Source organism: Streptococcus sp. FSL W8-0197 (assembly GCF_037963785.1).
GTDB classification, from domain to species: Bacteria; Bacillota; Bacilli; order Lactobacillales; family Streptococcaceae; genus Streptococcus; species Streptococcus oralis_CQ.
The window spans coordinates 24,989-48,038 of record NZ_CP150168.1 but is presented as its reverse complement, the minus strand read 5'-3'; the positions used below and the strand labels follow the sequence as shown (position 1 = coordinate 48,038).

The window sequence follows — 23,050 nt, the reverse complement described above, 5'->3', positions numbered from 1 at the left end:
ACTACTGCGACGATTATTCTATAGTGGCTCGCTTTCGCTCGCCATGGCAAATATGTCTGTTAATCTTTTATGGCCTTGCTTCCGATATCTGTTCGGTAAAAGAGACCTTCTGTGTTTTGTTGGGAGAGTTCTTGGTAGATGGTATCTTGGGCGTCTTTGACGGTGTCTGCTGTGGTGACGAGCATATAGACACGTCCGCCATTTGAAAGCAATGCTCTGCTATTTTCCACAAACTTAGCCCCTGCATAGTAGGTGATGATGTCGCCATCAGCTTTGGCTGGCAACTTGACACCCTTTGCATAATCTAGCGGGTAGCCCTTGGATGCGACAACCACACCTAGAGTCACACCCTTGTCTGTCCAGGTAATGGTTGGCTCCTTGCCATCGAGAATATCCGTGATATTTTGCGCAAAGTCAGATGTCAAGCGAGGCAGGATAATCTGAGTTTCGGGATCACCAAAACGAGCGTTAAACTCGATAACCTTCGGACCGCCAGCAGTCAAAATAAGCCCCGCGTAGAGGACACCCAGATACGGACGACCTTCTTTGATCATCCCTTCAAGGACTGGCTTGACAATGGTGTCAACCGCCGTATCAACCACGCTCTGTGGCAAGTGAGGAACTGGCGCATAGGCACCCATCCCGCCAGTGTTAGGGCCCTTGTCGCCATCGTAGGCACGTTTGTGATCCTGAGCCGTTGGCATGATGTAGAACTTGTCACCATTGACAAAGGCAAAAAGTGAAAATTCCTCTCCTGCAAGAAACTCCTCGATAACCACACGCGCACCAGAGTCCCCAAATTTATTGTCTAAGAGCATCTCGTGAGCGGCTTCGACCGCTTGCTCAACCGTTTCAGCTACGACAACACCTTTACCAAGTGCCAAACCATCTGCCTTGACAACGATAGGAGCGCCTTTCTCCTCGATATAAGCCTTGGCCTCCTCGAAATCTGAAAATGTGCCATAGGCTGCTGTCGGGACGTCATATTTGACCATGATTTCCTTAGCAAAATCCTTGGACCACTCCAGCTCCGCTGCAGCCCTAGTCGGACCAAAAGCCTTGAGCCCAGCTTTGTTAAAATCATCCACGATACCAGCAGCAAGGGCATCATCTGGCCCGATGAAGGTCCAAGCAATATCGTTGGCCTTTGCAAACTCAATTAACTTAGAATGTTCGGAAATAGAGATATTTACCAATTCTAAACCATCCAGAGTCATCCCGTCATTTCCAGGAGCTACAAAGACATTTTCAACGTCTTTTGATTCAAGCAACTTCTTAGCAATCGCATGTTCACGACCACCCGAACCGACAACTAACAGCTTCATCTCTCAACCTCTTTTGCGAATTATTTAATAACATTATATCACAAACGTTCGTTTTAATCTTGTTTCACTTAGTATTTTAAGCCAAAAAAGGAAAGAAACTGTTTTCTTCCCTTTTGCTTCTTAATGTCTAAAATGTCTCACGCCTGTGAAGACCATAGTCAAGCCGTATTTGTCAGCAGCTTCGATAGATTCTTGGTCACGGACAGATCCACCTGGTTGGATGATGGCTTTGATACCTGCTTTAGCAATTTCTTCCACGTTATCCGCGAATGGGAAGAAGGCATCCGAAGCAAGCACAGCGCCATCAAGGCGGTCTTTAGCTTGGTCAATAACGATACGGACTGAAGCCACACGGTTGGTTTGACCTGGGCCAACGCCAAGTGTCATGTGGTCATTCGTCACGATGATCCCGTTTGATTTCACATACTTGATAGCTTTCCAAGCGAATTCAAGAGCAGTCGCTTCTGTCTCAGTTGGCTGGCGTTTGGTCACCACTTGCCAGTCAGCTGGGCTTTCCTTGACCACGTCTTGGTTTTGCACAAGAAGTCCACCAACCACGCCTGTGTACTCTGCTTCCACTTCACTAGCATCTTGAGCATCAAATGGTAAGGCAAGGATGCGCAAGTTTTTCTTTTTATTGGTCAAAATGGCTAGCGCTTCATCCGTATAGCTCGGTGCGATGATGATCTCGAGGAATACACCGTGCATCTTCTCAGCAGTCGCAGCATCCACCTCACGGTTAAGGACGACAATTCCACCAAAGATAGACACTGGGTCAGACTCATAAGCATAGTCCCAAGCAGTTTCGATGTCATCAGCTTGACCAATTCCACATGGGTTCATGTGTTTGAGAGCCACAACGGTTGGACGATCTTTGAAATCACGGATAATACGGATGGCCGCATCCGCATCACGAATATTATTGAAGGACAATTCTTTACCGTTCAGTTGTTTCGCTGATGCAATGGAGTAATCCGTTGGCAAGGCTTTTTGATAGAAATCGGCATCTTGTTGAGGATTTTCACCGTAACGCATAGCTTGTTTAAGGTCATAAGTCAGAGTGAGTTTTTCAGGTTTGCTTTCACCCACTTGTGCCGTGAAGTATTCTGCAATCAAGGCATCATAAGCCGCTGTGTGACGGAATACTTTCGCTGCCAACCGTTGGCGAGTTTCATAACTTGTTTCGCCGTTTGCTGCCAATTCGTCAAGAACAACAGCATAATCAGCAGGGTCTACCACAACTGTTACGCTAGCGTGGTTCTTCGCTGCAGAACGAAGCATGGATGGCCCACCGATATCGATGTTTTCAACTGCGTCAGCGTAGGTCACATCTGGTTTGAGAATCGTTTCCTTGAAAGGATAGAGGTTGACCACTACAAGGTCAATGAGCTCAATCTGATTGTCCTTAGCCGCTTGAAGGTGGCTATCCAAGTCACGACGAGCAAGGAGACCACCGTGGATATTTGGATGAAGAGTCTTGACGCGACCGTCCATCATTTCTGGGAAGCCAGTCACATCGTCGATCGCAATGGTCTCCACCCCAGCATTATCAAGGGCAACCTTTGTCCCACCTGTCGAGATGATATCCCAACCAAGTTTTTTGAGTTCTTGGGCAAATTCAACAATGCCCGCTTTGTCTGAGACGCTGATTAAGGCGCGTTTAGTCATGTTATTTCCTTTCATTTACTTATCCAACAATTCTCTAATAACCTCTGGATACAACTTGTACTCTGCCTCATGAATCCGAGCTTCAAAGCTTTCGATGGTATCATCAGCTAGACGTGGAACACGGACTTGTTTGATGACCTTGCCTGTGTCCACACCTGAGTCCACCCAGTGAATGGTGACGCCACTCTCAGCAACACCAGCATTCCAAGCGTCCTCAATCCCATGAGCTCCTGGAAATTCGGGCAGGTAGGCAGGATGAATGTTAATGATCCGACCCTCGTAAGCAGCGAGCAAAGTTGGCCCAACGATTTTCATATAGCCTGCGAGACAAACCAAGTCAATCTGGTGTTCTTCCAAGAGCTCGACAAGAGCTGCTTCGTAGTCCGCCTTGTTCTCAAACTCCTTGAGTTCAAAAGCATAGGACAGAACGCCGAGCTTGTCTGCACGCTCGAGCACATAGGCGTCTCGATGGTCTGAAAAGACAAACTCCACCGGAAATTCTTCAGCAATCACCTGAAAATTTGAGCCGTTACCAGAGGCAAAAACCGCTATTTTTTTCATTTGATGATGACACTTTCGTTTTCTTTCTTGACGATGCGACCAATTTCATAGACTGGTTCATCCAGTAATTCCTTGACACGATCTACATTTTCAGGGCTAACTGCCAGCATGAGTCCCACACCCATATTGAAGATTTCAAACATTTCTTCATGCTTGATTTTACCGTATTTTTCAAGAGCTTTGAAAATCGGAAGCACTGGAACCTTGTCTTCTTCAATTTCCGCAGCTAGGTCAGCCGCAAACATACGAGGAACATTTTCAATAAAACCCCCACCTGTGATGTGGGCAATACCGTTGACCAATCCTTCTTTGATGAGTGGCAAGACAGCCTTGACATAGATACGAGTCGGCTCAAGAAGGACTTCCTTGAGTTTCTTGCCTTCCAATTCTGGCAAGACTTCCTCACCCGTGTAGTCGGCAAAAACACGGCGCACGAGTGAGTAACCATTCGAGTGAATCCCACTTGACGCAAGTCCGAGAAGAACATCACCTTCTGCCACTTTTGAACCGTCAATGATTTGAGATTTTTCAGCCACACCGACTGCAAAACCAGCCAGATCGTAGTCATCTTCGCCATACATACCAGGCATTTCAGCTGTTTCCCCACCAATGAGGGCTGCACCTGCCTGCACACAGCCTTCTGCCACACCAGCAACGACTTGTTCTAGTTTAGCTGGTTCATTTTTACCAGTTGCGACATAGTCGAGGAAATAGAGGGGCTCCGCACCTGCAGCGATAATATCGTTGACACACATGGCCACACAGTCTTGCCCAATCGTATCATGCTTATCATACTTGATGGCCAACATGAGCTTGGTCCCGACACCATCTGTCCCCGAAATCAAGACTGGCTCTTTGACACCTGTTTTTGAAAGGTCAAACATGCCACCAAAGCCACCAAGAGCTCCCATAACACCCGCACGCTCCGTACGAGCCACGTGCTTTTTGATCCGTTCAACAACTTCATAACCCGCTTCAACATCTACACCCGACTGGGCATACGCATTTTTATTTGCCATTTTATTTTTCCTTTTCTTTGAGAAGATTGCGACGTATTTTTAGATAAACAATTATTTTATCTAAAAATACTAGTCAGGGCTCTAGCTTTGGTCCCATAAGACAAAGCGTCTACTGACAAATGCTTTAGCTTTTAGTCAGTAGCGAGACGTGGCGCATAAGCATTTTTATTTGTCATCTTTTTTCCTCTTCCTTTCCTTTAATGGAGAGCCTTCATCCGCCTATTTGTAAAAACTGGTCTTTTCTTCCAAACTTCTACGATAGTCTTCCTCATAGTCATAAAGAGGTGTTGGATAATCGCCGTCAAAGTAAGCGACACAGAGACCTCCATTCGGCGCATCTGTTTCAATACCAATCGAATCAATCAAGCCATCAATCGAAAGATAGGTCAGGCTATCCGCACCAATTATTTGACGAGTTTCTTCGACTGTATGATTGGCCGCAATCAGCTCCTGACGCGTCTGGATATCAATCCCGTAGAAGCATGGATAAGCCAGCGCTGGACTACCAATGGCAACGTGAACCTCAGACGCACCTGCTTCTTTCAAAAGCTGAACGATACGGCGAGAGGTTGTCCCACGAACAATGGAATCATCAATCATCACCACACGTTTGCCTTTGACAACGCCTGAAACAGCAGACAGTTTCATCCGCACTCCTTGCTCTCGCAATTCTTGAGTTGGTTGGATAAAGGTACGCTGCGTGTATTGGTTTTTGATCAGTCCCATTTCATTTGGCAGACCAGATTCTTCTGCAAATCCCATAGCTGCGCTGAGTGAGGAATTTGGCACACCGACCACAATATCTGCTTCGTGCTTGAACTCACGCGCTAATTGAGCCCCCATACGTTTGCGAGCTGTATGGACATTAACACCATGGATATTAGAGTCAGGACGGGCAAAATAGATATACTCCATAGAGCAAATCGCCAACTGGGTATCATTCGTATAGCTATCATACTGAATCCCATTGTCATCCACAATCACAATTTCCCCTGGTTTCACATCACGAATCCACTCGGCACCAATGACTTCAAAAGCACAGGTTTCTGACGAAACGACCACCGCTCCGTTTGCCATTTTCCCAATAGAAAGTGGACGAAAACCATTAGGATCAAGAGCCGCAATCAACTTGTCCTCAAACAGCAGGATATAAGCAAATCCACCTTTGACAAGGCTGAGCGCCTCTTTGATTTTGCCCATCAAGTTGGGATTGTGACTCCGACGAATGAGGTGGGCCAAGATTTCCGAGTCCGAAGTTGAACTGAAAATTGCTCCTCTTTGTTCCAATTCTTTCTTGAGCGATTCTGCATTGGTCAAGTTTCCATTGTGAGCAAGTCCAAACTGCATATCATGAAAGCGAAAGAGGAAGGGCTGGATGTTATCAACAGAAGCTTCGCCAGCCGTCGCATAACGCACATGCCCAATCGCGCTCGTTCCAGTTAGTTTATCCAAATTAGCTGGATTTCTGAACACTTCTGATAAAAGCCCCATATCACGATGACGCTTCAATTGTCCCTGATCATTGGAGAGGATTCCTGCCCCCTCCTGACCACGGTGCTGAAGACTGTGGAGACCAAAATAGGTCAATTTAGCAGCGTCTGGATGTCCCCAGATACCGAAAACACCACATTCTTCATTAAGAGATTTTACTTCGTATGTCATTTTATATACCTTTTATTTCCCTGTGAAATAACGTACAGCCGACGCAAACAGGTGCTGGTTTTTATTCCCTGGGATGTTTTGGAAGAGACCGTCTTCATAACGTTCTGAGTGTCCCATCTTACCGATGATTTGACCATTCTTGCTAGTAATTCCTTCGATGGCATTTACAGAACCATTTGGATTGTACTTAGAGTCCATGCTTGGTTTACCCTCGAAATCAACATATTGGGTAAAGATTTGACCATTGTCACGAAGCTCTGCGAATTCCTCAGCTGTCACGACAAACTTTCCTTCACCGTGCGATACTGGGATGGCATGGATATCGCCCACTTGTACTCCAGCCAACCATGGTGAGTTGGTATTGGCAATTCGCGTTTCCACCATCTTAGCTACGTGCTGGTTGGCATCATTGTAGAAGAGGGTTGGACTAGTGCTGCTTGCATCCTCGAAGTTTCCGTATGGAAGAAGACCTGATTTGACCAAGGCCTGGAACCCATTACAGATACCGATAATCAAGCCACCACGAGCGATAAAGCCATCAATGGCTGCACGCACTTTTTCATTGAGCAAGATATTGACAATAAACTTAGCTGATCCATCCGGTTCATCCGCAGCTGAGAATCCACCTGCAAAGAAGAGAATGTTTGCCTTGCCGATATTGTCAACCATGGTTTCAACTGACTTGACAATGGCTTCTCCATTCAAAGTCACAAATGGCACCAAGTTAACCTCTGCACCTTCTTTTTCGAAGGCTTTAGCTGAGTCATATTCAGAGTTGGTTCCTGGGAAGACTGGGATGTAAACCACTGGTTTTTCAATGGTTTCCTTGGCTTTGATGACTGCGTCAGAAGCGACAGCTGGCACTTCTGCCAGTTCTTTAGCTTGAGCAAATTCAGTAGGGTAAACTTCTTCTAATTTTCCTTGGAAGGCACTGTCAAGCTTGTGTCCATCTAGCTTCACACCGTTGACAAGGAGTGTAAAGTTTGCTTTTGTTTGACCGATTTTCTCTACTCCAGTGATTTCTTCAGGAGATGTGAAGACAAATCCACCCAATTGAGCTGTCAAAGAACTTTCAAGTTCAGGCAAGTTCACCTCTGCACCGATATGGTTCCCAAAGGTAGCAAGAGCCAAGCTTTCAACCACACCACCATATTTGACAGCTGATGCAGATGTTACTTTGTGGTCAGCTAGGATGGCTTCAAACTGAGCAAAATTTTTCTTAATCAAGTCAAAATCAATCTCTGCAGAGAGGGCTTGACCTGGGATGTAGTAGATGTTTTCATCAACATTCTTGAACTCAGGAGAAAGTACCTTACGGCTATCCGCTGTCGTCACCCCAAAAGCGACCAAGGTTGGTGGTACGGTCAATTCTTCAAAAGTACCAGACATGGAGTCCTTCCCACCGATAGATGGCAAGCCAAGCTGGATTTGTGCTTCGATAGAGCCTAGAAGAGCCGCTACTGGCTGACCAAAACGCTCAGCTTGTTTGTCCATCCTCTCGAAATACTCTTGGTAAGAGAAGCGAGCCTTGGACCAGTTTGCACCAGCAGCCACCAAACGAGCAGTCGCTTCGATTACTGCATAGGCAGCGCCATGGTATGGAGACCATTCTGCTACATAAGGGTTAAAACCTTGAGCCATGACTGATGCAGTGTGAGTTACACCGTGTTGAACTGGCAATTTCTGCACAGATGCCTCAGTTGGTGTGAGTTGGTAGCGACCACCAAGTGGGTGATTGACCGTTGAACGACCGACCGAACAGTCAAAGATAGTTTGCAATCCTTTTTGACTCGCATGGTTGAGATCAGATAGAACCGCAAGGGTATCTGCTTCAAGTGTGTCAACGCTTGTTGTGCGTTCTTCTGGAAGTTTGACACCCTTGTCTACCACCTTGGCATCAACGACTACGCGCACACCGTTGGTATCAAGGAAACGACGTTCCAAGTCAACAATCGTTTCACCATTCCAGTGCATGACAAGATTTGGTTTTTCAGTCACTGTTGCAACGACAACAGCGTCAATATTTTCTTTATTACATTCTGCAACGAAGGCATCTACGTCTTCAGGACGCACCACAACTGCCATCCGTTCTTGAGATTCAGAGATAGCAATTTCTGTACCATTCAAGCCTTGGTATTTCAGAGGAACCTTGTTAAGGTCAATTTCAAGACCATCTGCCAATTCACCGATAGCCACACAGACACCACCAGCACCAAAGTCATTGGACTTCTTGATGAGACGAGTGACATCGCCATTACGGAAAAGGCGTTGGATCTTGCGCTCTTCGATGGCATTCCCTTTTTGAACCTCAGCACCGGCAGTCTCTACAGACTCAACTGTTTGAACCTTAGAAGATCCCGTTGCACCACCAACACCATCACGTCCAGTTTTACCACCGAGCAAGATAATCACGTCACCGGCTTCAGGTTTTTCACGGACAACATTGCCCTTGGGAGCAGCACCGACAACTGCACCTAGCTCCATACGTTTAGCTACAAAGCCTGGGTGGAAGTACTCACGAACGTAAGTCGTCGCCAGACCAATTTGGTTACCATACGAAGAATAACCGTGAGCCGCTGTTTTCGAAATGACTTGTTGTGGCAATTTACCAGCACGCGTTTCTGAAATCGGAGCTGTAATATCACCAGCGCCTGAGATACGCATAGCTTGGTAAACGTAGGAACGCCCTGACAATGGGTCACGAATGGCTCCACCGATACAGGTAGCAGCCCCACCAAATGGTTCAATTTCCGTTGGGTGGTTGTGAGTTTCATTCTTGAACATGAGGAGCCATGGTTCCTTGATACCATCAACGTCCACTTCGATTTCTACTGAGCAGGCGTTTATTTCATCAGACACTTCCATGTCGTCCAAACGCCCATTGGCACGCTCATAACGACCAAAAATAGTCGCCATATCCATCAAGGTTTGTGGCTTTTCAGACCGACCTAGTTCCTCACGCATGGCAATATACTTGTCATAAGTCGCCTGCAATTGCTTTTGGAATTTAGAAGCTGAGAAATCAATGTGTTTCAACTCGGTCTCAAAAGTCGTGTGACGGCAGTGGTCAGACCAGTAAGTGTCCAAAACCTTGAGCTCTGTTTCCGTCGGCACGCGCCCGATTGACTTGAAATAGTCTTGGATAAAGAGCAAATCATCCACTTCCATAGCCATTCCTTGTTCAGCCTTGTAGCGCGCAAAGTCTTCTGCTGTATAGCTTTCAAAGAAAGTCAATTTCGGAATGGTCTTGTCTGACTCTGAAAATTCCTGCTTGGCAATCCCTGTTGTGATATCCTTGAAACGAGAATCAACTGGATTGAGCAAATAGTTCTTGACCGCTTCCAACTCAGTCGCATCAATATCTTTATTAACCAAGTAAAGTTGGGCTGTGTTGACTGTTACATCACTTGAACTTCCCAGCAAAAGCAAGGCTTCCTGTGAAGAAGCTGCACGTTGGTCAAATTGCCCTGGCAAACTTTCAATGGCAAAGAAAGCATAGTTGGTAAGATCCGCTTGCACGGCCGCTTCGTCCAAGACATGGTCCGTCACCTGCTCAGAGAAGATGTGTTTCTCTGCAGGTGCAAATAAGTCCTCTACCAAGTCAAAGACATCATAAACTTGCACAATGCGAATACTTTTCAAAGTTGACAGTCCCAAGTTGTGCTGGAGCTCCCTTACCAAACTCTCTGACTTGACCTGAAAATCAGCCTTTTTCTCAACAAAAATACGTTTATCCATCAATTCTTATTCCTTTATTTCAGCTTTTGCAATGTTCACAAATGACCTTGAAGGTGCTATTTTAAACCTTGCAATTTCTCCCAAACAATCTCGTAAACGTCCGTCAATTCACCCAAGCCACGGCGGAAAACATCCTTGTCCATGTGGTTGCCATCTGCATCCCACAAACGGCAGTTATCTGGTGAAAACTCGTCTGCCAAGATAATCTTGCCATCTTTGTCAAAACCAAACTCTAGCTTAAAGTCAATCAATTTGAGGCCAATCTCAGCAAACCAGGCTTTCAATAGTTCATTGATACGACGGGTTTCTTCCTTCAAGTAGGCAATCTGCTGATCATCCGCAATCTGTAGGAATTTCACGTGCTCGTCATTGATAAAGGGATCATCCAAATCATCATTTTTATAGTAAAATTCGACAATTGGAGTCTCAAATGCAATACCTTCTTCTACGCCAAAACGTTTTGAAAAGGAACCAGCCGTGTAGTTGCGGAGCACAACTTCCAAAGGAATAATCTCCACCTTTTTATTGAGTTGTTCCGTATCCGAAAGTTTCTCCACAAAGTGAGTCGCTACACCAGCCGCATTTAATTTCTCAAAAATAAAAGATGAAATCTGATTATTTAACACTCCCTTGCCCGCAATCTGCTCCTTCTTGACACCGTTGAAGGCAGTTGCCTGGTCCTTGTAAGTTGAAATAATGAGATTTTCATCCTCAGTTGTATAGATATCCTTGGCTTTTCCCGAATAGATCAGTTGTTTTGACATTTTAAAGTTCGCCTTTCGTTTTACTTGAGCACATTCTACCACAAAAGCATGAAAAATTCAAGGTTTTTACGAATAAATAACGTTTTCCTATTTTAAGCGTAAAGAAAAACTGCAAGATGAACTCTTCCTACAGTTTTAAAATCATTTATCCTCTGAAAAACACGAATATTACCCTTTATTCAAAAATTGATCCCAAAAATAACGGAGATAGCTTTTCTTTCCCGTAATCATCTGCAGGCGGCCTTCTAAACCATAGCGAAGTGTTGCAGCCTGCTCAGAAGTCAGATGGGTCTCCGCCTCAATTTTAAAGAAATTTCCTTGTTCAGTCTTTGTAGCTGTCGCATCAATACTTGTAATCGTAGAATCCAGGAAAATTTGATTCTTGGCATCATTAGTCGTAGTATAACGGACAGAGTCCCCAATCTTGACTCTAGCAACATCCTTTGAACTGAGATAGGCTGTGAGTTTAGTTTTCCCTTCTTTTTCCAGGGATGGATAGAGTTGGGCTAGCAGGGTTCCTTCTGCGACCATGGTAGAATCACTGGTTTCAGGATTAAGGTGAAGCACCCCATCCTCACTTGCTGTAATCTTCCCTTTATCTAGGAGACCTCCCTGTACCTTCTTACCCGATTCCGCCTCCAAAATTTTCTGATCTAGAAGAGTTAATTCCTGGCCAACTTTGACTAAGTGCTGAGACTTGAGCGATTCCAGTTGACTATCCAATCCCGTTGCGTGGGCCTGCTGAGCTCCAGAACCCGCATACTGTACACGATACGTAGCTAGACTAGACTCTAGCTGGGCAATTTGAGCATCCACTTGCGCAATAACTTGCGATTTAGCTTGCGGATTTTCTTCACCTTGGTTTTTATAGGTCTGGTAAAAAGAGTAGGCTGCATTTTGACTATCCAGTTGATCTCCCTTTTCAATCGCTGACTTTGCTGTTTTGTAGTCTCGAATTTTATCCTCTGTTTGACTGATAAGATTGCCAATCTCGGCCTGGCTCTGACTTGCTGCCGCATTTTGAGAAGAGATGCTGGCATTTTGCTGAGAAACATTACTCCTAAGACTACTAGCTTGGCTGAGATAGTCTCGAAACATCTCCTGATAACCAAACTTATCCGCCTCTGGGAATTGATCACTCCCCTCTTTCAAACTGGATTGCAAATACCCCAACTGCTTTTTTTGATCCTTTAGCATCTCCAATTGACTGGCATATGCCTCAACCTGGACAGCCTCCGCCCCTTGCTGGTACTGAACGAGCAGATCTCCTTGCTTGACCAACTTGTTTTCTTCCAGATAGTTGCCCACAATGCGTTGATTGCTAGTCGACTGGATGTTGGCAATGATCCGACTAGGTTCGACAGTTGCTCTGGTAGATAAACTAATCTCCTTCTCTGCAAAAACTGCAAATCCCAGTAAAAACATGAGCAGAAGTGACATAGGTAAAATCACCCGACTGGAAAAATTATGGTAACGACGATTATAAAACTCCGCACTTTCTAAAAATTCTGGTTTCATCCTCTCCTCTTTCTAGCTATTTACCAAATGGGCGTAAAAGCCATCCTGTGCAAGCAAGTCTGCATGGGTACCCTCTTCAACAATCTTGCCCTTATTCAGAACAACAACCTTTTCTGTTCGCTCAGCGATGGTCAAACGATGGGCGATGAAAATCAAGGTCTTGTCTAAAGCCATGAGATTATCGACAATCCGCTTCTCTGTCAAAATATCCAAACTGCTAGTCGCCTCGTCCAAGATCAAGACAGGTGCATCCGTCAAGAGAGCACGCGCCAGAGCGATTCTCTGCCGTTGCCCACCAGAAATTCCAGCCCCATCCGAAGTTAATTCTGTCTGGTAATTCAGTGGCATGCGCTCAATATCCTCCCGAATCTCTGCCAACTCGACTGCTCGTAAGATATCTTCCTGAGTCGTCCCCTCCTTAGCTCCAAGGAGAAGATTCTCCAAAATCGTTCCGTTAAAGACATAGGGCTGTTGAGGCAGGTAGTTGATGTACTGGCGCAAGGATTTTTTATCAATCTGATTGAGATTGACACCACCCAGACTAATCTCTCCCTGACTTGGATCGTAGAAATTAACCATCATCTTGGCCAAAGTCGTCTTACCGGATCCCGAAATCCCCACAAAAGCCATCTTAGACCCTTGCGGAATGGTCAAATTGATATCCGACAAGACATCACGCCCATAGCCATACTTATAGTGAACTTGTTTAAAGGTCATATCCCCTTTCATCATGCTCAAATCTTCTACCGTTTTCTTCTCCTCAAACTCCGAAGCTACTAGATAAACCTCGTTAAGACGGTTATTGGCGACCTGAGCTGTCTGAAGTTTGGTTTGTAGGTTGATGATATTTTCCAAAGGATTGGTAAAGTAAACAAGCAAAGTATTATAGGTAATCAGCTGGCCCAAACTCATTTTCCCATCCATGACAAGAATAGCTCCCAGCCAGAGAACGGCAACATTGAGCAGGAGCTGGGCAACTTTTTTCAGCGCCTTTTGCTGGCTTTCTGCCCGACTATAGGTAAAAGATTTTTTCAGATAAGCCACAAATTCCTTGTCAATCTTTTGATAGCGCGAACTTTCACTGGTCAAAGACTTAATGGTCTCAATACCATTGATGTCCTCGATGATAGAAGAAGACAGAACCGCATTGGCTTCCATGGTATCTCGATTCATCTTTTCAAACGGCTTCATAAAAGCAAAGATAATCACTGTATAGATGGGAAGCGCAAGTAGACTAATGAAAAAGAGCGTCATATTTTGTGAAAACAAGACAAGCGAGATAATCAAAATCGTCGACACATCTAGGAAAATCGACAGAATGGTCGAAGCTAGCGCATCGATGATACTATTGGCATCTGTAAAACGAGAAACGATTTCTCCTGTCCTGCGTGTCGCAAAAAAGGACATCGGCAGGTGAAAAACATGCTTGATGTAGGACAAAATCACGTCAATCGACAAGCGTTGCCCAAGGATTAGTAGAAGATATTCCTGGGCATAAGACAAAATTTGCTGGAGAATATAGACGATGACTAGTCCTATTGAGATAATGCCCAAGGTCGAACGCATCTGGTCTGGTACGTAACTATCAATGATGGACTGAAGATAGTAGGAACCCACGATATTGATCAAGGTCACCAAGAGTGTCGCTAGGACGATATTGGTAATTAAGCCACGCTGCTTGAGTAAGATCGGCAAGAAGGATAGGAGTCCCTGTTTTTTCTCCTTATGAGGTTTATAGTCCGGTGATGGTGCCATAAAAATACTAACCCCTGTCCACTCTTGCGCAAATCGCTCACGGGAAATCTTGGTCAGCTTGATACTAGGATCTGGATCAGCGATATGAATGTGCTTTTTATCCTGACCTATCACCACATAGTAGTGGAGCAACTTCCCTTCCTTGAGCACATGAGCCACAAAAGGAAAGGTCAAATCTGGCAAATCAAAGAGCGTCATATCCGCCTTGATAGCCCGCGTCTCAAATCCAATCTCCTCTGCCACCTTTACAAGTCCCAAAGCGGTCGTCCCATCCATGGTCGTCTTTGCCAACTCTCGTAGATGAGCCAAGGAGTAATAACTACCGTAGTAACCAAAGACCATAGCCAAGGAAGCCACGCCACAATCCATCTGGTCCACCTGAGGACGATAGTGCCTTTTCCTAAATTTCATATCCTTCTCCTTTTTCTAACAATCTCTTAAAAACTTTGTAAGATTATTTTAACCAAATAAGGATAAAAACAGGAAAATATTCCTAAATAAACTATTTTTGCACCTAAAACGCACTTTAAAAAGCATAAACTATCATTTAAATGTAAAAAAGCAGAACAAAAGTTCTGCCTGTTTAAAGTAACCGTTAAAAAATGAACGTCCAGAAATAAACTATTCTGAAATGATATTCTCTTTACTTCTATAAAGTGAGATAAATGTCATCAAAAATAATGAAATCGTAGGTATATCAAAACATTCAAACCACGTAGGTAGATTTATTTTGTTTACATCAGCCACAATTCTAATCATTAGATAAGCTATAGAGCTAAACAATACAATAAACTCTGACCAAGCTTTTTGTAGTAATTGAACAACTTTCATCTCAAACTCCGATCTGATGGTTCATCAATTTCCAATCGTACTTTCTTTTGTTTTGTACTTGTATCCTACATAAAACAGACCAAGCAGAATTGGATAGGTTTCTGGATAAAACAGAGTATTGATCGGATTTTTCATAATCAAATACGTTGCGATATAAAGAATAATCGATACGACAAAATACCCCTCAGCAAATCCTAATAAGATTTTTTTCATAGCAGACTCCTATTTACATGCACAAAATCCTTTTCATTCAGATTGATCTTTTATAGTTTTGATTATTTTTCTTCAAATCCTTACAAAAAATACCAAAATAGCCTGCAGCAATCAAACCTATTAAACTCCATTGCCAATCAAAAGATACTAGCGAACCTGTACGAATTAGATGAAGCGTAAGATTAAGACCTATTCCTAACAAAGGAAGTATAGTGGCTAGCTTAGGTAACAATGTATTGAGATTTAGGTTACGATTCATAGTTAATTTCCTTCTATATTTAGATTAACGTCTACTTCCTAGATAACGCCCATACATATAAGCAGCTACTCCTAATACACCCCAAGCTATTGCTGTGGAAGTAGTGACAATGAAGCCTCCTTCAGTAAGAGCCAAATCTTCTTCTGTCATGATATCAAATTTTTTATCCATTTCTTTCATTTTTCTCTCTCCTTTTTAAATAATACTGGCTAATCCAATAGCTACTCCAACCAAAATCCCTACTATTCCTAAATTAGTTCTTATTTCATTGATAATAACTAAAAGATGACTATTCAATAGCAGTTGCCATACACTAAAAATAGTTCTCTTTAAACCTTGTCTTTAGCTGAATCCAAGTAACTCATCATTAAAATAAGGATAGGAATCCATAATTCCGAGCCTACATACTGATCAACTTTAAAGGTGATTACATTTAAATCTCCCAATATGCAAAGCACTCCAAAAATAATTAGAACTGCTCCCATTACATTTTTTAGATTTTTCATACAATTCTACTTTTATCCAAATTTACGTTTTAAATCTTGACCAATTAATCGACCACCAAGGAAAATTGCTACTCCTCCAGCAATCATGGCTATGGTAATTAAGCCACCTTCTGTATTCATCAATTCTTCTTCTGTCAATTCTGTCCATTTATTTAAATTCATTTTTTCTCTCCTTATTATTACATAAAATAGCCCCAAGCAATACCACCAATTAGTAAGACACCTCCTACAACTACAGCGGTAACCGACCCCCCATTCACATCCGTCAACTCTTCTTCTGTAAGAGCTACAAAGTTCTGTTCCATGTTGTCAAAATTTGTCATCTTTTTTCTCCTTATTTTTTCTATATATTTAATCTTTAACCTCTAAGCCACTTAAATAGCCAGATTGGGTAAATTACTGAAATCATTTTCTTCTCTCCTTCACTTTTTCCTTACCTATCTATTCGAAAAACAATTCGAAAATAAACAATTCATTCATTTTTATTTTAAAAACCACTTGATGAACCACGGATAAAAACCAGTCACATACATAAATGTTCCTCCTTTTTCTTTCTCATCTCTTTATTCGCAATTTCTACTAAAAGTTTCTCTTTTTCCGCAAATAAAAAACAACATGACTTGCATGTTGCTTTTGGCTATTTTTTATCTTTAATAATCGCTACTACATCCGCTACACTTTGAAGTTGGTCGATTTCCTCATCAGTGATTTCGATACCAAATTCATCTTCTAGTGTCAAGACAAACTCCATCAAGTCCACTGAGTCCGCATCTAGATCGTCTTTCAAACTTAAGGCCTCTGTTACGGCAAAGTCTTCTCCCTGTCGCTCTTGGATAATGGTTACAATACGGTCAAAAATTTCTTTTTCTGTCATCTTTTTTATTCTCCTGAAAATTCACGCGCAGTCTGAGCAACTACGTCTGTTTCTAGCATGGTACGAATCTGACGAATCGTACTGTACACAGCCTTGGCATCACTTGAGCCATGAGTTTTTACAACTGGCGCCTTGACGCCAAACAAGACTGCTCCTCCAACATCTGAATAGTTGAGCTGTGTCTTCAACCCCTTAAGACTATCCTTAAGAAGTAGAGCACCTAGCTTCGCTCGAAGGCCACCACCCGTAATAGCATTTTTAAGTAAGCCCATGATTCCCAAAGCTGTACCTTCGATGGATTTGAGAACAGCGTTTCCCGTGAAACCATCTGTTACGATAACATCCGCAACGCCATTCATCAGATCACGCGCTTCCACGTTTCCGACAAAGTTCAAACTTTGATCAGCTACTAACAAGTCGTATGTTTCCTTTCGAAGCGGATCTCCCTTGCTGCTTTCTGTTCCATTGTTGAGCAAACCAACACGTGGTTTCGAAATTCCACGAACATTTTTCGCATAGAAGGAACCTAGGACAGCGTATTGGTGCAGATGATGGGCTGTATTTTCCGCATTGGCACCGAGATCTAGCATATCAAACCCTTTTCCATCAATGGTCGGTAAGGTAGACATGAGTCCTGGACGATCGATATTTTTGATACGACCCACAATGAAGAATCCTGCAGCCAACAAGGCACCTGTGTTACCAGCAGAGAGGACAGCGTCTGCTTCTCCCTCTTTAACAGCCTTAGCTGCCAATACCATGCTGGCATTTTTCTTCTTACGGATAGCTTTTGTCGGCTCATCGTCTGAGTTAATTTTCTCATCCGTATGGATAATGCTGACACGCTCTGTCGCCGTTAGATATTGCTTGATCTTGCTTTCATCTCCGTAGAGTTGAATCTCAATATCTGAAAAGTCAGCTAGGGCTTGATTGACACCCTCAACGATGGCTTGAGGTGCGTAATCGCCCCCCATAGCATCTACTGCGATTTTTTTCATTTATCTTCCTCTTTTAGTAATTGTCCCCAGTCTGCTAGGGAATCAATAAATTTCTTTGATTTTAGGTGAATCCCAACGTACTCTTCGTAGAGTTGATCCATAAACTTGCGCAAGTCTTGCTTGATTTTTGCCTTAAGCGAAATGGTCTCCAAGGTCTCAAAGTCAATGGCTTGAAATTGATTGAGCAGATAAGGGATATTGGGATTGAGATGACAACGTTTCTCGTCTTCATGATAATGCTCTGGGCAAAGGCAGGCTCCATATTTAAAAGAAAAGTCAAAGGCCTGACCGACCCGATGGCAAAAGACACACTCATTAAAATTAAGGCTGATTCCAAATCGAGTCAAGATTTGAATTTCAAAAATATTGGTTAAGACCTGATAATCTATCCCTGCTTCCATCAACTCCAGAGTCTTCCTCAAGAAAGCAAACAAGGGAGCATCCTGCTGATTATCCTGCAAACTAGCATCTGCAAGGGCAGCCACATAGGTAGCATAGGCCATGACAAAGAGATCACTATTAATCTTGGGAAAGGTCATCACCTCATGGTAGTCCTCGATGTAGCTAAGGCCGTCATCATTGATACGCAAGAGAAATCGTGCCAACACCAAGGGCTGAATAACCGGAGCTAGTTTGGATTGACCAGCGTGTTTGACGAAAAACATGCGCTTGCCCGCCTGCTCGGTGAAGATTTTGACTAGCTTATCATCCTCCCGAAAGTTACGATTGTAGAGTACGAGACCTTGACTCGTTATAGACTGGATCATGCTTCTCTCATGTACTCCTCAAGTCGTTTCATGGCCTCCCTGATTGTTTCCATGCTGGCTGCATAAGAAATGCGGATATAGCCTTCTCCGTAGCGACCAAAGGCTGCACCAGGGATAAAGGCAACGGCCTTCTTATAGGCAAAATCCTTCAGAAAAGCAAAGGAGTCTTGATTGTAGCCCGCTGGAATCTTAGCAAAGATATAGAAGGCACCGTCTGGTTTGATAATCTCAAAACCAAGAGCAGTCATCTTTTCGATGATATAATCACGACGCTGGATGTATTCCTTCTTCATAGGCTCTGCGTCGTTTTTACCAGCGGTCAAAGCCTCCACCGCAGCATGTTGCGCCATGGTATTTGCGGCAGTAACCAAATATTGGTGACTCTTGATTAACTGAGCTGTGAAAGCTGCAGGAGCAAAGATAAAGCCTAAACGCCAACCTGTCATAGCATGCGATTTAGACAAGCCATTGATAATAATAGCCTGATCTCTCAGCATAGTTCCCAGAGACACATGAGCTTCCCCTGTATAGGTCAATTCTGAGTAAACCTCATCACAGACCACAAAAATCTCGTATTTACGTAAAACAGCTGCCAAGGCTTCCAACTGCTCCCGACTATAGGTAATTCCTGTCGGATTAGCTGGATAGTTGAGAATGACAGCTTTGAGCTTGTCCCCTTGCTCCAAAATGGCCTTTTCCAACATCTCAGGAGTCAAGACAAAACCATTTTCAGTTGTATCAATCTCGACAATCTCTGCCCCAACTAGATTGACAATCGGCTCATATCCTGGATAGGCAGGAGCTGGCAAGAGCACCTTATCCCCCTCTTCCAAAATAGCCGTCAAAGTAACAGATAAAGCCTCTGTCGCCCCAATTGTAACTAAAATTTCATTTTCAGGATTATAATCTAGCTGGTACTTTTCTTTTACAAAGTCGCTAGCAGCCTGGCGCAAGGTCAGCAAACCGCTCATCCCTGTATAGTAGGATTGGTTCTGGTCAATGGCTCGCTTGGCTGCCTCCTTGACATGATCTGGCGTTGTAAAATCAGGTTCCCCCAAGGTCAAACGCAAGACCCCAGGAATCTCCGAAATAGCCTGGTCAAACTGGCGAATCAAGGAAACTTGAATCTTGTCTAACTGTTTATTAAAGCGCTTGGTTAAGTCCATAGATATCCCCCTTGCTTACAGAACATAGTACTATTATACTACAAAAGCTCCCTGACCGCAAAATCCATCTGAAATCCGCATTTTTCACTTTCTGTTTTACTTTTCTTCTCGACAGGACTATAATAATAAGTGCTTATTTTCGGAGGTTTATATGTCATTTTTATCAAAAAATGGAGCAGGAATCTTGGCCTGCCTTCTCATTTCTATCGTATCTTGGTTCCTGGGAGGATTTTTCCCCGTCGTGGGCGCACCTGTCTTTGCAATTTTTGCTGGAATGCTCCTCCATCCCTGGCTCTCACCCTACAAACAACTAGATGCAGGTTTGACCTTTAGTTCAAAAAAATTGCTCCAGTATGCCGTCATCTTGCTTGGTTTTGGTCTCAATATCTCGCAAGTCTTTGCAGTCGGACAAACTTCACTCCCTGTCATCCTTTCCACCATTTCGATTTCCTTAATCGTCGCCTACCTCTTCCAGCGTTTCTTTGCGCTAGACACAAAACTAGCTACCTTGATTGGAGTGGGGTCTTCTATCTGTGGTGGCTCTGCCATTGCTGCGACAGCACCCGTTATCCATGCCAAGGAAAAAGAAGTTGCCCAAGCCATTTCCGTTATCTTTTTCTTCAATATCTTGGCTGCGCTCATCTTTCCAACTCTAGGAACCTGGCTTCACCTATCCAATGATGGCTTCGCCCTCTTTGCAGGAACTGCGGTTAATGATACTTCTTCTGTAACGGCTACCGCCAGCTCCTGGGACAGTCTTTATCAGACCAATACCCTCGAATCTGCAACTATTGTGAAACTCACACGAACTCTGGCTATTATCCCCATCACTCTCTTTCTCTCCTACTGGCAAAGTCGCCAGCAAAAAAACAGCCAAGATTTCCAACTAAAAAAAGTCTTCCCACTTTTTATCCTTTATTTCATCCTAGCCTCTCTCTTAACGACTCTTCTCACCTCTCTCGGCGTGTCTAGTAGCTTCTTCACCCCTCTCAAACAACTCTCCAAATTTCTCATTATCATGGCCATGAGTGCCATCGGTCTCAAAACCAATCTAGTCGCCATGGTCAAATCTAGTGGTAAATCTATTGTCCTCGGAGCCCTTTGCTGGATTGCCATCATCCTTACCAGTCTTGGCATGCAAGCATTGATTGGTACTTTATAAAATAAAAAGGTAGCCATGGGCTACCTTTTTATTGTTCAAGAATTAAACGTGTATGTTCTCTTTTGATGCAACGATTCATCACGATGTCGTCGCATCCTCCAGCACGTAAGATTTCTTCCGCTTCCAGACTTTCAAGTCCCAGTTGTGCCCAGAAAATCTTGGCATCAGCCTTGAGAAAATCACGCGCCACATCTGGTAAAAACTCGCTCCGTCGGTATACATTGACAATATCCACAGGAAAAGGAATCTCAGCTAGACTCGCATAAGCCTTCTCTCCCAAGATTTCCCCACCTGCAACCTTGGGATTAACTGGAATGATTTTATAGCCCCGAGTCTGCATTTCCTTGGTCACTCGATTACTAGTTGTTTCCTCACGGTCAGACAAGCCCACTACCGCTAACGTTTTACTGGTTGCTAGATACTGACGGATCACACCATCACTTGGATTGATAAATTCTTGACTCATAGAAATCCTCCTTTTTTCTCAGTATAGCACATTTTGAAAGGGCTTGCAGATTTTGACTATAAAAATCTCCTAGCAAGAAAAGAAACCTGCTAGGAGTTCTGTCTACTTCAAGTGAAAGATTAAATCTTTTTCTCAATACAAAATAGGGGAGAAAGAGGACGTTTTTCGTGGATACGAATAATAGCATCGCCCAGAAGATGAGCAATCGAAATTTGTTCAATCTTATCAATCAAACGCTCTTCTGGTAGATAGATAGTATCCAAAACAACCAATTTCTTAATAGCTGATTTTTGGATATTGTCCATAGCTGGCCCCGAAAGAACTGGGTGCGTACAGCTTGCGTAAACTTCAACAGCACCTGCTTCAGCAAGAGCATCTGCCGCATGACAAATAGTCCCAGCTGTATCGATCATATCGTCAATCAAGATACAAGTCTTACCTTCTACCTTACCAATGATGTTCATCACTTCACTGGTATTCATCTTGTCTACACTACGGCGTTTGTCAATAATCGCAATCGGAGTTTTCAAAAACTCTGCCAATTTACGAGCACGAGTCACCCCACCATGGTCTGGGCTGACAACCACGTAGTCAGTGCCAACCATGCCACGACGTTCAAAATAGTCCGCAATCAATGGAGCACCCATCAAGTGATCTACGGGAATATCAAAGAATCCCTGAATCTGTGCAGCGTGCAAATCAATCGTCAACAAACGATCCACACCAGCCACTTCTAGCATATTTGCCACAAGTTTTGCAGTGATTGGCTCACGCGCTCTCGCTTTTCTATCCTGACGTGCGTAACCATAGTAAGGCATAACAACGTTGACAGATTCTGCACTAGCCCGCTTCAAGGCATCTACCATGATCAAAATTTCAAGCAGATTGTCATTTACAGGTGAGCTCGTTGATTGTAGGATAAAGACGTGTTTTCCACGGATTGATTCTTCGATGTTGACCTGAATCTCCCCATCTGAAAATTGGCGAACAGTCGATTTCCCCAACTCTATCCCAATCTCTTGCGCCACACGCTCTGCCAATTCTCTATTTGAAGAAAGGGCAAACAGCTTTAAATCAGAAAAAGACATGATTTCCTCCGGTATTTATGTATCACTTGTTTTTTACACAACATTTTCCATCTACCATTGTAGCGCTTTTTCCTTTATTTTTCAATCAAAAATAAAACAAGAGCAAACATTTATACCCTTGTTTTATGCTATTTTATATTAGCTATATTAAACCTAAAAATCCTACATTTTAACAATCGATTTTATGCTAGGATGAAATTTTTTCGAGACAAAGTTAGTATACTTCTCTCATACTTCCTGTATCCACATCATAGACAGCACCTGAAATAACCACATCATCAGGAATCAGTGGAGATTCTCGAAGCAATTGCATATCCTCTCTCACGCTCTCTTCAACATCCTGAAATGGTAAAAAGTCTTGATCAGATACATCAACTCCGAGCTCGTGTTTCAAATGTTCATGAAAACTTTCATTTTCAAAGGTTTGAGCTCCACAGTCTGTATGGTGAAGCACCACGATTTCTCTTGTCCCCATTTGTTGCTGGGAAATCACCAGTGAACGAATCATGTCCTCAGTTACTCGACCACCCGCATTCCGCAAGATATGAGCATCCCCAAGGGCCAAACCTAGAGCTTGCGCAACGTGTAGACGTGAGTCCATACAGGTCACGATCGCTACTCTGGTTTTGGGTTTAAGTGGTAGATTTAACTGCCCATGTAGGGCAACATAAGCCTGATTGGCTTGCATAAACTGTTCAAAATACGACACG

General features: G+C 43.6%; 24 protein-coding genes. 1 reads left to right on the top strand and 23 read right to left on the bottom strand.

Going from position 1 to position 23,050, the window contains the following annotated elements; all coding sequences use genetic code 11:
- Nucleotides 1-59: 59 nt before the first annotated feature.
- From purD to NYE79_RS00160, 20 genes are all read right to left on the bottom strand, one after another.
- Complete coding sequence (gene purD / locus NYE79_RS00255) at nucleotides 60-1,325, bottom strand: phosphoribosylamine--glycine ligase (RefSeq protein ID WP_070657260.1); 1,266 nt, start codon at nucleotides 1,323-1,325, stop codon at nucleotides 60-62.
- Nucleotides 1,326-1,445: 120 nt separating this feature from the next.
- Complete coding sequence (purH, locus tag NYE79_RS00250; protein ID WP_216728796.1) at nucleotides 1,446-2,993, bottom strand: bifunctional phosphoribosylaminoimidazolecarboxamide formyltransferase/IMP cyclohydrolase; 1,548 nt, start codon at nucleotides 2,991-2,993, stop codon at nucleotides 1,446-1,448.
- Nucleotides 2,994-3,008: 15 nt separating this feature from the next.
- Nucleotides 3,009-3,554, bottom strand: coding sequence for a phosphoribosylglycinamide formyltransferase (gene purN, locus NYE79_RS00245; RefSeq protein WP_000717479.1), 546 nt, complete (start codon nucleotides 3,552-3,554; stop codon nucleotides 3,009-3,011).
- A complete protein-coding gene (gene purM, locus NYE79_RS00240; RefSeq protein WP_070657254.1) occupies nucleotides 3,551-4,573 on the bottom strand; it encodes a phosphoribosylformylglycinamidine cyclo-ligase in 1,023 nt (340 codons plus the stop codon). Before purM ends, purN begins: the two co-directional genes overlap by 4 nt.
- 219 nt (nucleotides 4,574-4,792) lie before the next feature.
- Nucleotides 4,793-6,235: an amidophosphoribosyltransferase gene (purF, locus tag NYE79_RS00235; protein WP_049479237.1), complete on the bottom strand. Its 1,443-nt coding sequence runs from the start codon at nucleotides 6,233-6,235 to the stop codon at nucleotides 4,793-4,795.
- Between the two features lie 12 nt (nucleotides 6,236-6,247).
- The gene (locus NYE79_RS00230) at nucleotides 6,248-9,973 is read right to left on the bottom strand and encodes a phosphoribosylformylglycinamidine synthase (protein WP_070657251.1); all 3,726 of its coding nucleotides are present in this window, start codon (nucleotides 9,971-9,973) and stop codon (nucleotides 6,248-6,250) included.
- Between the two features lie 56 nt (nucleotides 9,974-10,029).
- Nucleotides 10,030-10,737, bottom strand: a complete 708-nt coding sequence (purC, locus tag NYE79_RS00225; protein ID WP_070657248.1) for a phosphoribosylaminoimidazolesuccinocarboxamide synthase — start codon at nucleotides 10,735-10,737, stop codon at nucleotides 10,030-10,032.
- A 168-nt stretch (nucleotides 10,738-10,905) separates the two neighbouring features.
- Nucleotides 10,906-12,255 carry a competence pheromone export protein ComB gene (comB, locus tag NYE79_RS00220; RefSeq protein ID WP_070657245.1) on the bottom strand — a complete coding sequence of 450 codons (1,350 nt, stop codon included), beginning with the start codon at nucleotides 12,253-12,255 and terminating at the stop codon, nucleotides 10,906-10,908.
- A 12-nt stretch (nucleotides 12,256-12,267) separates the two neighbouring features.
- Nucleotides 12,268-14,421: a peptide cleavage/export ABC transporter ComA gene (comA, locus tag NYE79_RS00215; protein WP_070657243.1), complete on the bottom strand. Its 2,154-nt coding sequence runs from the start codon at nucleotides 14,419-14,421 to the stop codon at nucleotides 12,268-12,270.
- 210 nt (nucleotides 14,422-14,631) lie between these two features.
- On the bottom strand, nucleotides 14,632-14,841 hold the full coding sequence (locus NYE79_RS00210) for a hypothetical protein (RefSeq protein ID WP_000869801.1): 210 nt from the start codon (nucleotides 14,839-14,841) through the stop codon (nucleotides 14,632-14,634).
- Nucleotides 14,842-14,865: 24 nt separating this feature from the next.
- Nucleotides 14,866-15,054 carry a hypothetical protein gene (locus tag NYE79_RS00205; protein WP_000722238.1) on the bottom strand — a complete coding sequence of 63 codons (189 nt, stop codon included), beginning with the start codon at nucleotides 15,052-15,054 and terminating at the stop codon, nucleotides 14,866-14,868.
- A 37-nt stretch (nucleotides 15,055-15,091) separates the two neighbouring features.
- Nucleotides 15,092-15,313: a hypothetical protein gene (locus tag NYE79_RS00200; RefSeq protein ID WP_049478100.1), complete on the bottom strand. Its 222-nt coding sequence runs from the start codon at nucleotides 15,311-15,313 to the stop codon at nucleotides 15,092-15,094.
- Nucleotides 15,314-15,337: 24 nt separating this feature from the next.
- Entirely contained in the window at nucleotides 15,338-15,493 is a 156-nt protein-coding gene (locus NYE79_RS00195) for a hypothetical protein (protein WP_000661692.1), read from the bottom strand.
- A 149-nt stretch (nucleotides 15,494-15,642) separates the two neighbouring features.
- Nucleotides 15,643-15,819 (bottom strand): hypothetical protein, encoded by a 177-nt coding sequence (locus tag NYE79_RS00190; protein ID WP_186822451.1) that lies wholly within the window; start codon nucleotides 15,817-15,819, stop codon nucleotides 15,643-15,645.
- Between the two features lie 12 nt (nucleotides 15,820-15,831).
- Complete coding sequence (locus NYE79_RS00185) at nucleotides 15,832-15,981, bottom strand: class IIb bacteriocin, lactobin A/cerein 7B family (protein WP_001052546.1); 150 nt, start codon at nucleotides 15,979-15,981, stop codon at nucleotides 15,832-15,834.
- Nucleotides 15,982-15,998: 17 nt separating this feature from the next.
- Nucleotides 15,999-16,142: a class IIb bacteriocin, lactobin A/cerein 7B family gene (locus NYE79_RS00180; RefSeq protein ID WP_000180838.1), complete on the bottom strand. Its 144-nt coding sequence runs from the start codon at nucleotides 16,140-16,142 to the stop codon at nucleotides 15,999-16,001.
- A 314-nt stretch (nucleotides 16,143-16,456) separates the two neighbouring features.
- Nucleotides 16,457-16,693 (bottom strand): acyl carrier protein, encoded by a 237-nt coding sequence (locus NYE79_RS00175; RefSeq protein WP_000136435.1) that lies wholly within the window; start codon nucleotides 16,691-16,693, stop codon nucleotides 16,457-16,459.
- Between the two features lie 5 nt (nucleotides 16,694-16,698).
- On the bottom strand, nucleotides 16,699-17,691 hold the full coding sequence (gene plsX, locus NYE79_RS00170) for a phosphate acyltransferase PlsX (protein ID WP_070657240.1): 993 nt from the start codon (nucleotides 17,689-17,691) through the stop codon (nucleotides 16,699-16,701).
- On the bottom strand, nucleotides 17,688-18,458 hold the full coding sequence (recO, locus tag NYE79_RS00165) for a DNA repair protein RecO (protein WP_045593786.1): 771 nt from the start codon (nucleotides 18,456-18,458) through the stop codon (nucleotides 17,688-17,690). The genes plsX and recO overlap by 4 nt, the downstream gene beginning before the upstream one ends.
- On the bottom strand, nucleotides 18,455-19,624 hold the full coding sequence (locus tag NYE79_RS00160) for a pyridoxal phosphate-dependent aminotransferase (protein ID WP_339293711.1): 1,170 nt from the start codon (nucleotides 19,622-19,624) through the stop codon (nucleotides 18,455-18,457). Before NYE79_RS00160 ends, recO begins: the two co-directional genes overlap by 4 nt.
- Before the next feature lie 151 nt (nucleotides 19,625-19,775).
- On the opposite strand from NYE79_RS00160, the gene NYE79_RS00155 reads away from it, so the two are divergent.
- Nucleotides 19,776-20,786 (top strand): putative sulfate exporter family transporter, encoded by a 1,011-nt coding sequence (locus NYE79_RS00155; RefSeq protein ID WP_216728799.1) that lies wholly within the window; start codon nucleotides 19,776-19,778, stop codon nucleotides 20,784-20,786.
- Between the two features lie 28 nt (nucleotides 20,787-20,814).
- On the opposite strand, the gene NYE79_RS00150 is transcribed toward NYE79_RS00155, so the two are convergent.
- The 3 genes from NYE79_RS00150 to NYE79_RS00140 form a co-directional block, all read right to left on the bottom strand.
- Complete coding sequence (locus NYE79_RS00150) at nucleotides 20,815-21,252, bottom strand: CoA-binding protein (RefSeq protein ID WP_180833641.1); 438 nt, start codon at nucleotides 21,250-21,252, stop codon at nucleotides 20,815-20,817.
- 119 nt (nucleotides 21,253-21,371) lie between these two features.
- Nucleotides 21,372-22,340, bottom strand: a complete 969-nt coding sequence (locus NYE79_RS00145; protein WP_216728800.1) for a ribose-phosphate diphosphokinase — start codon at nucleotides 22,338-22,340, stop codon at nucleotides 21,372-21,374.
- A 214-nt stretch (nucleotides 22,341-22,554) separates the two neighbouring features.
- Nucleotides 22,555-23,049 carry a carbonic anhydrase gene (locus NYE79_RS00140; RefSeq protein ID WP_025170864.1) on the bottom strand — a complete coding sequence of 165 codons (495 nt, stop codon included), beginning with the start codon at nucleotides 23,047-23,049 and terminating at the stop codon, nucleotides 22,555-22,557.
- Between the last annotated feature and the right edge of the window lies 1 nt (nucleotide 23,050).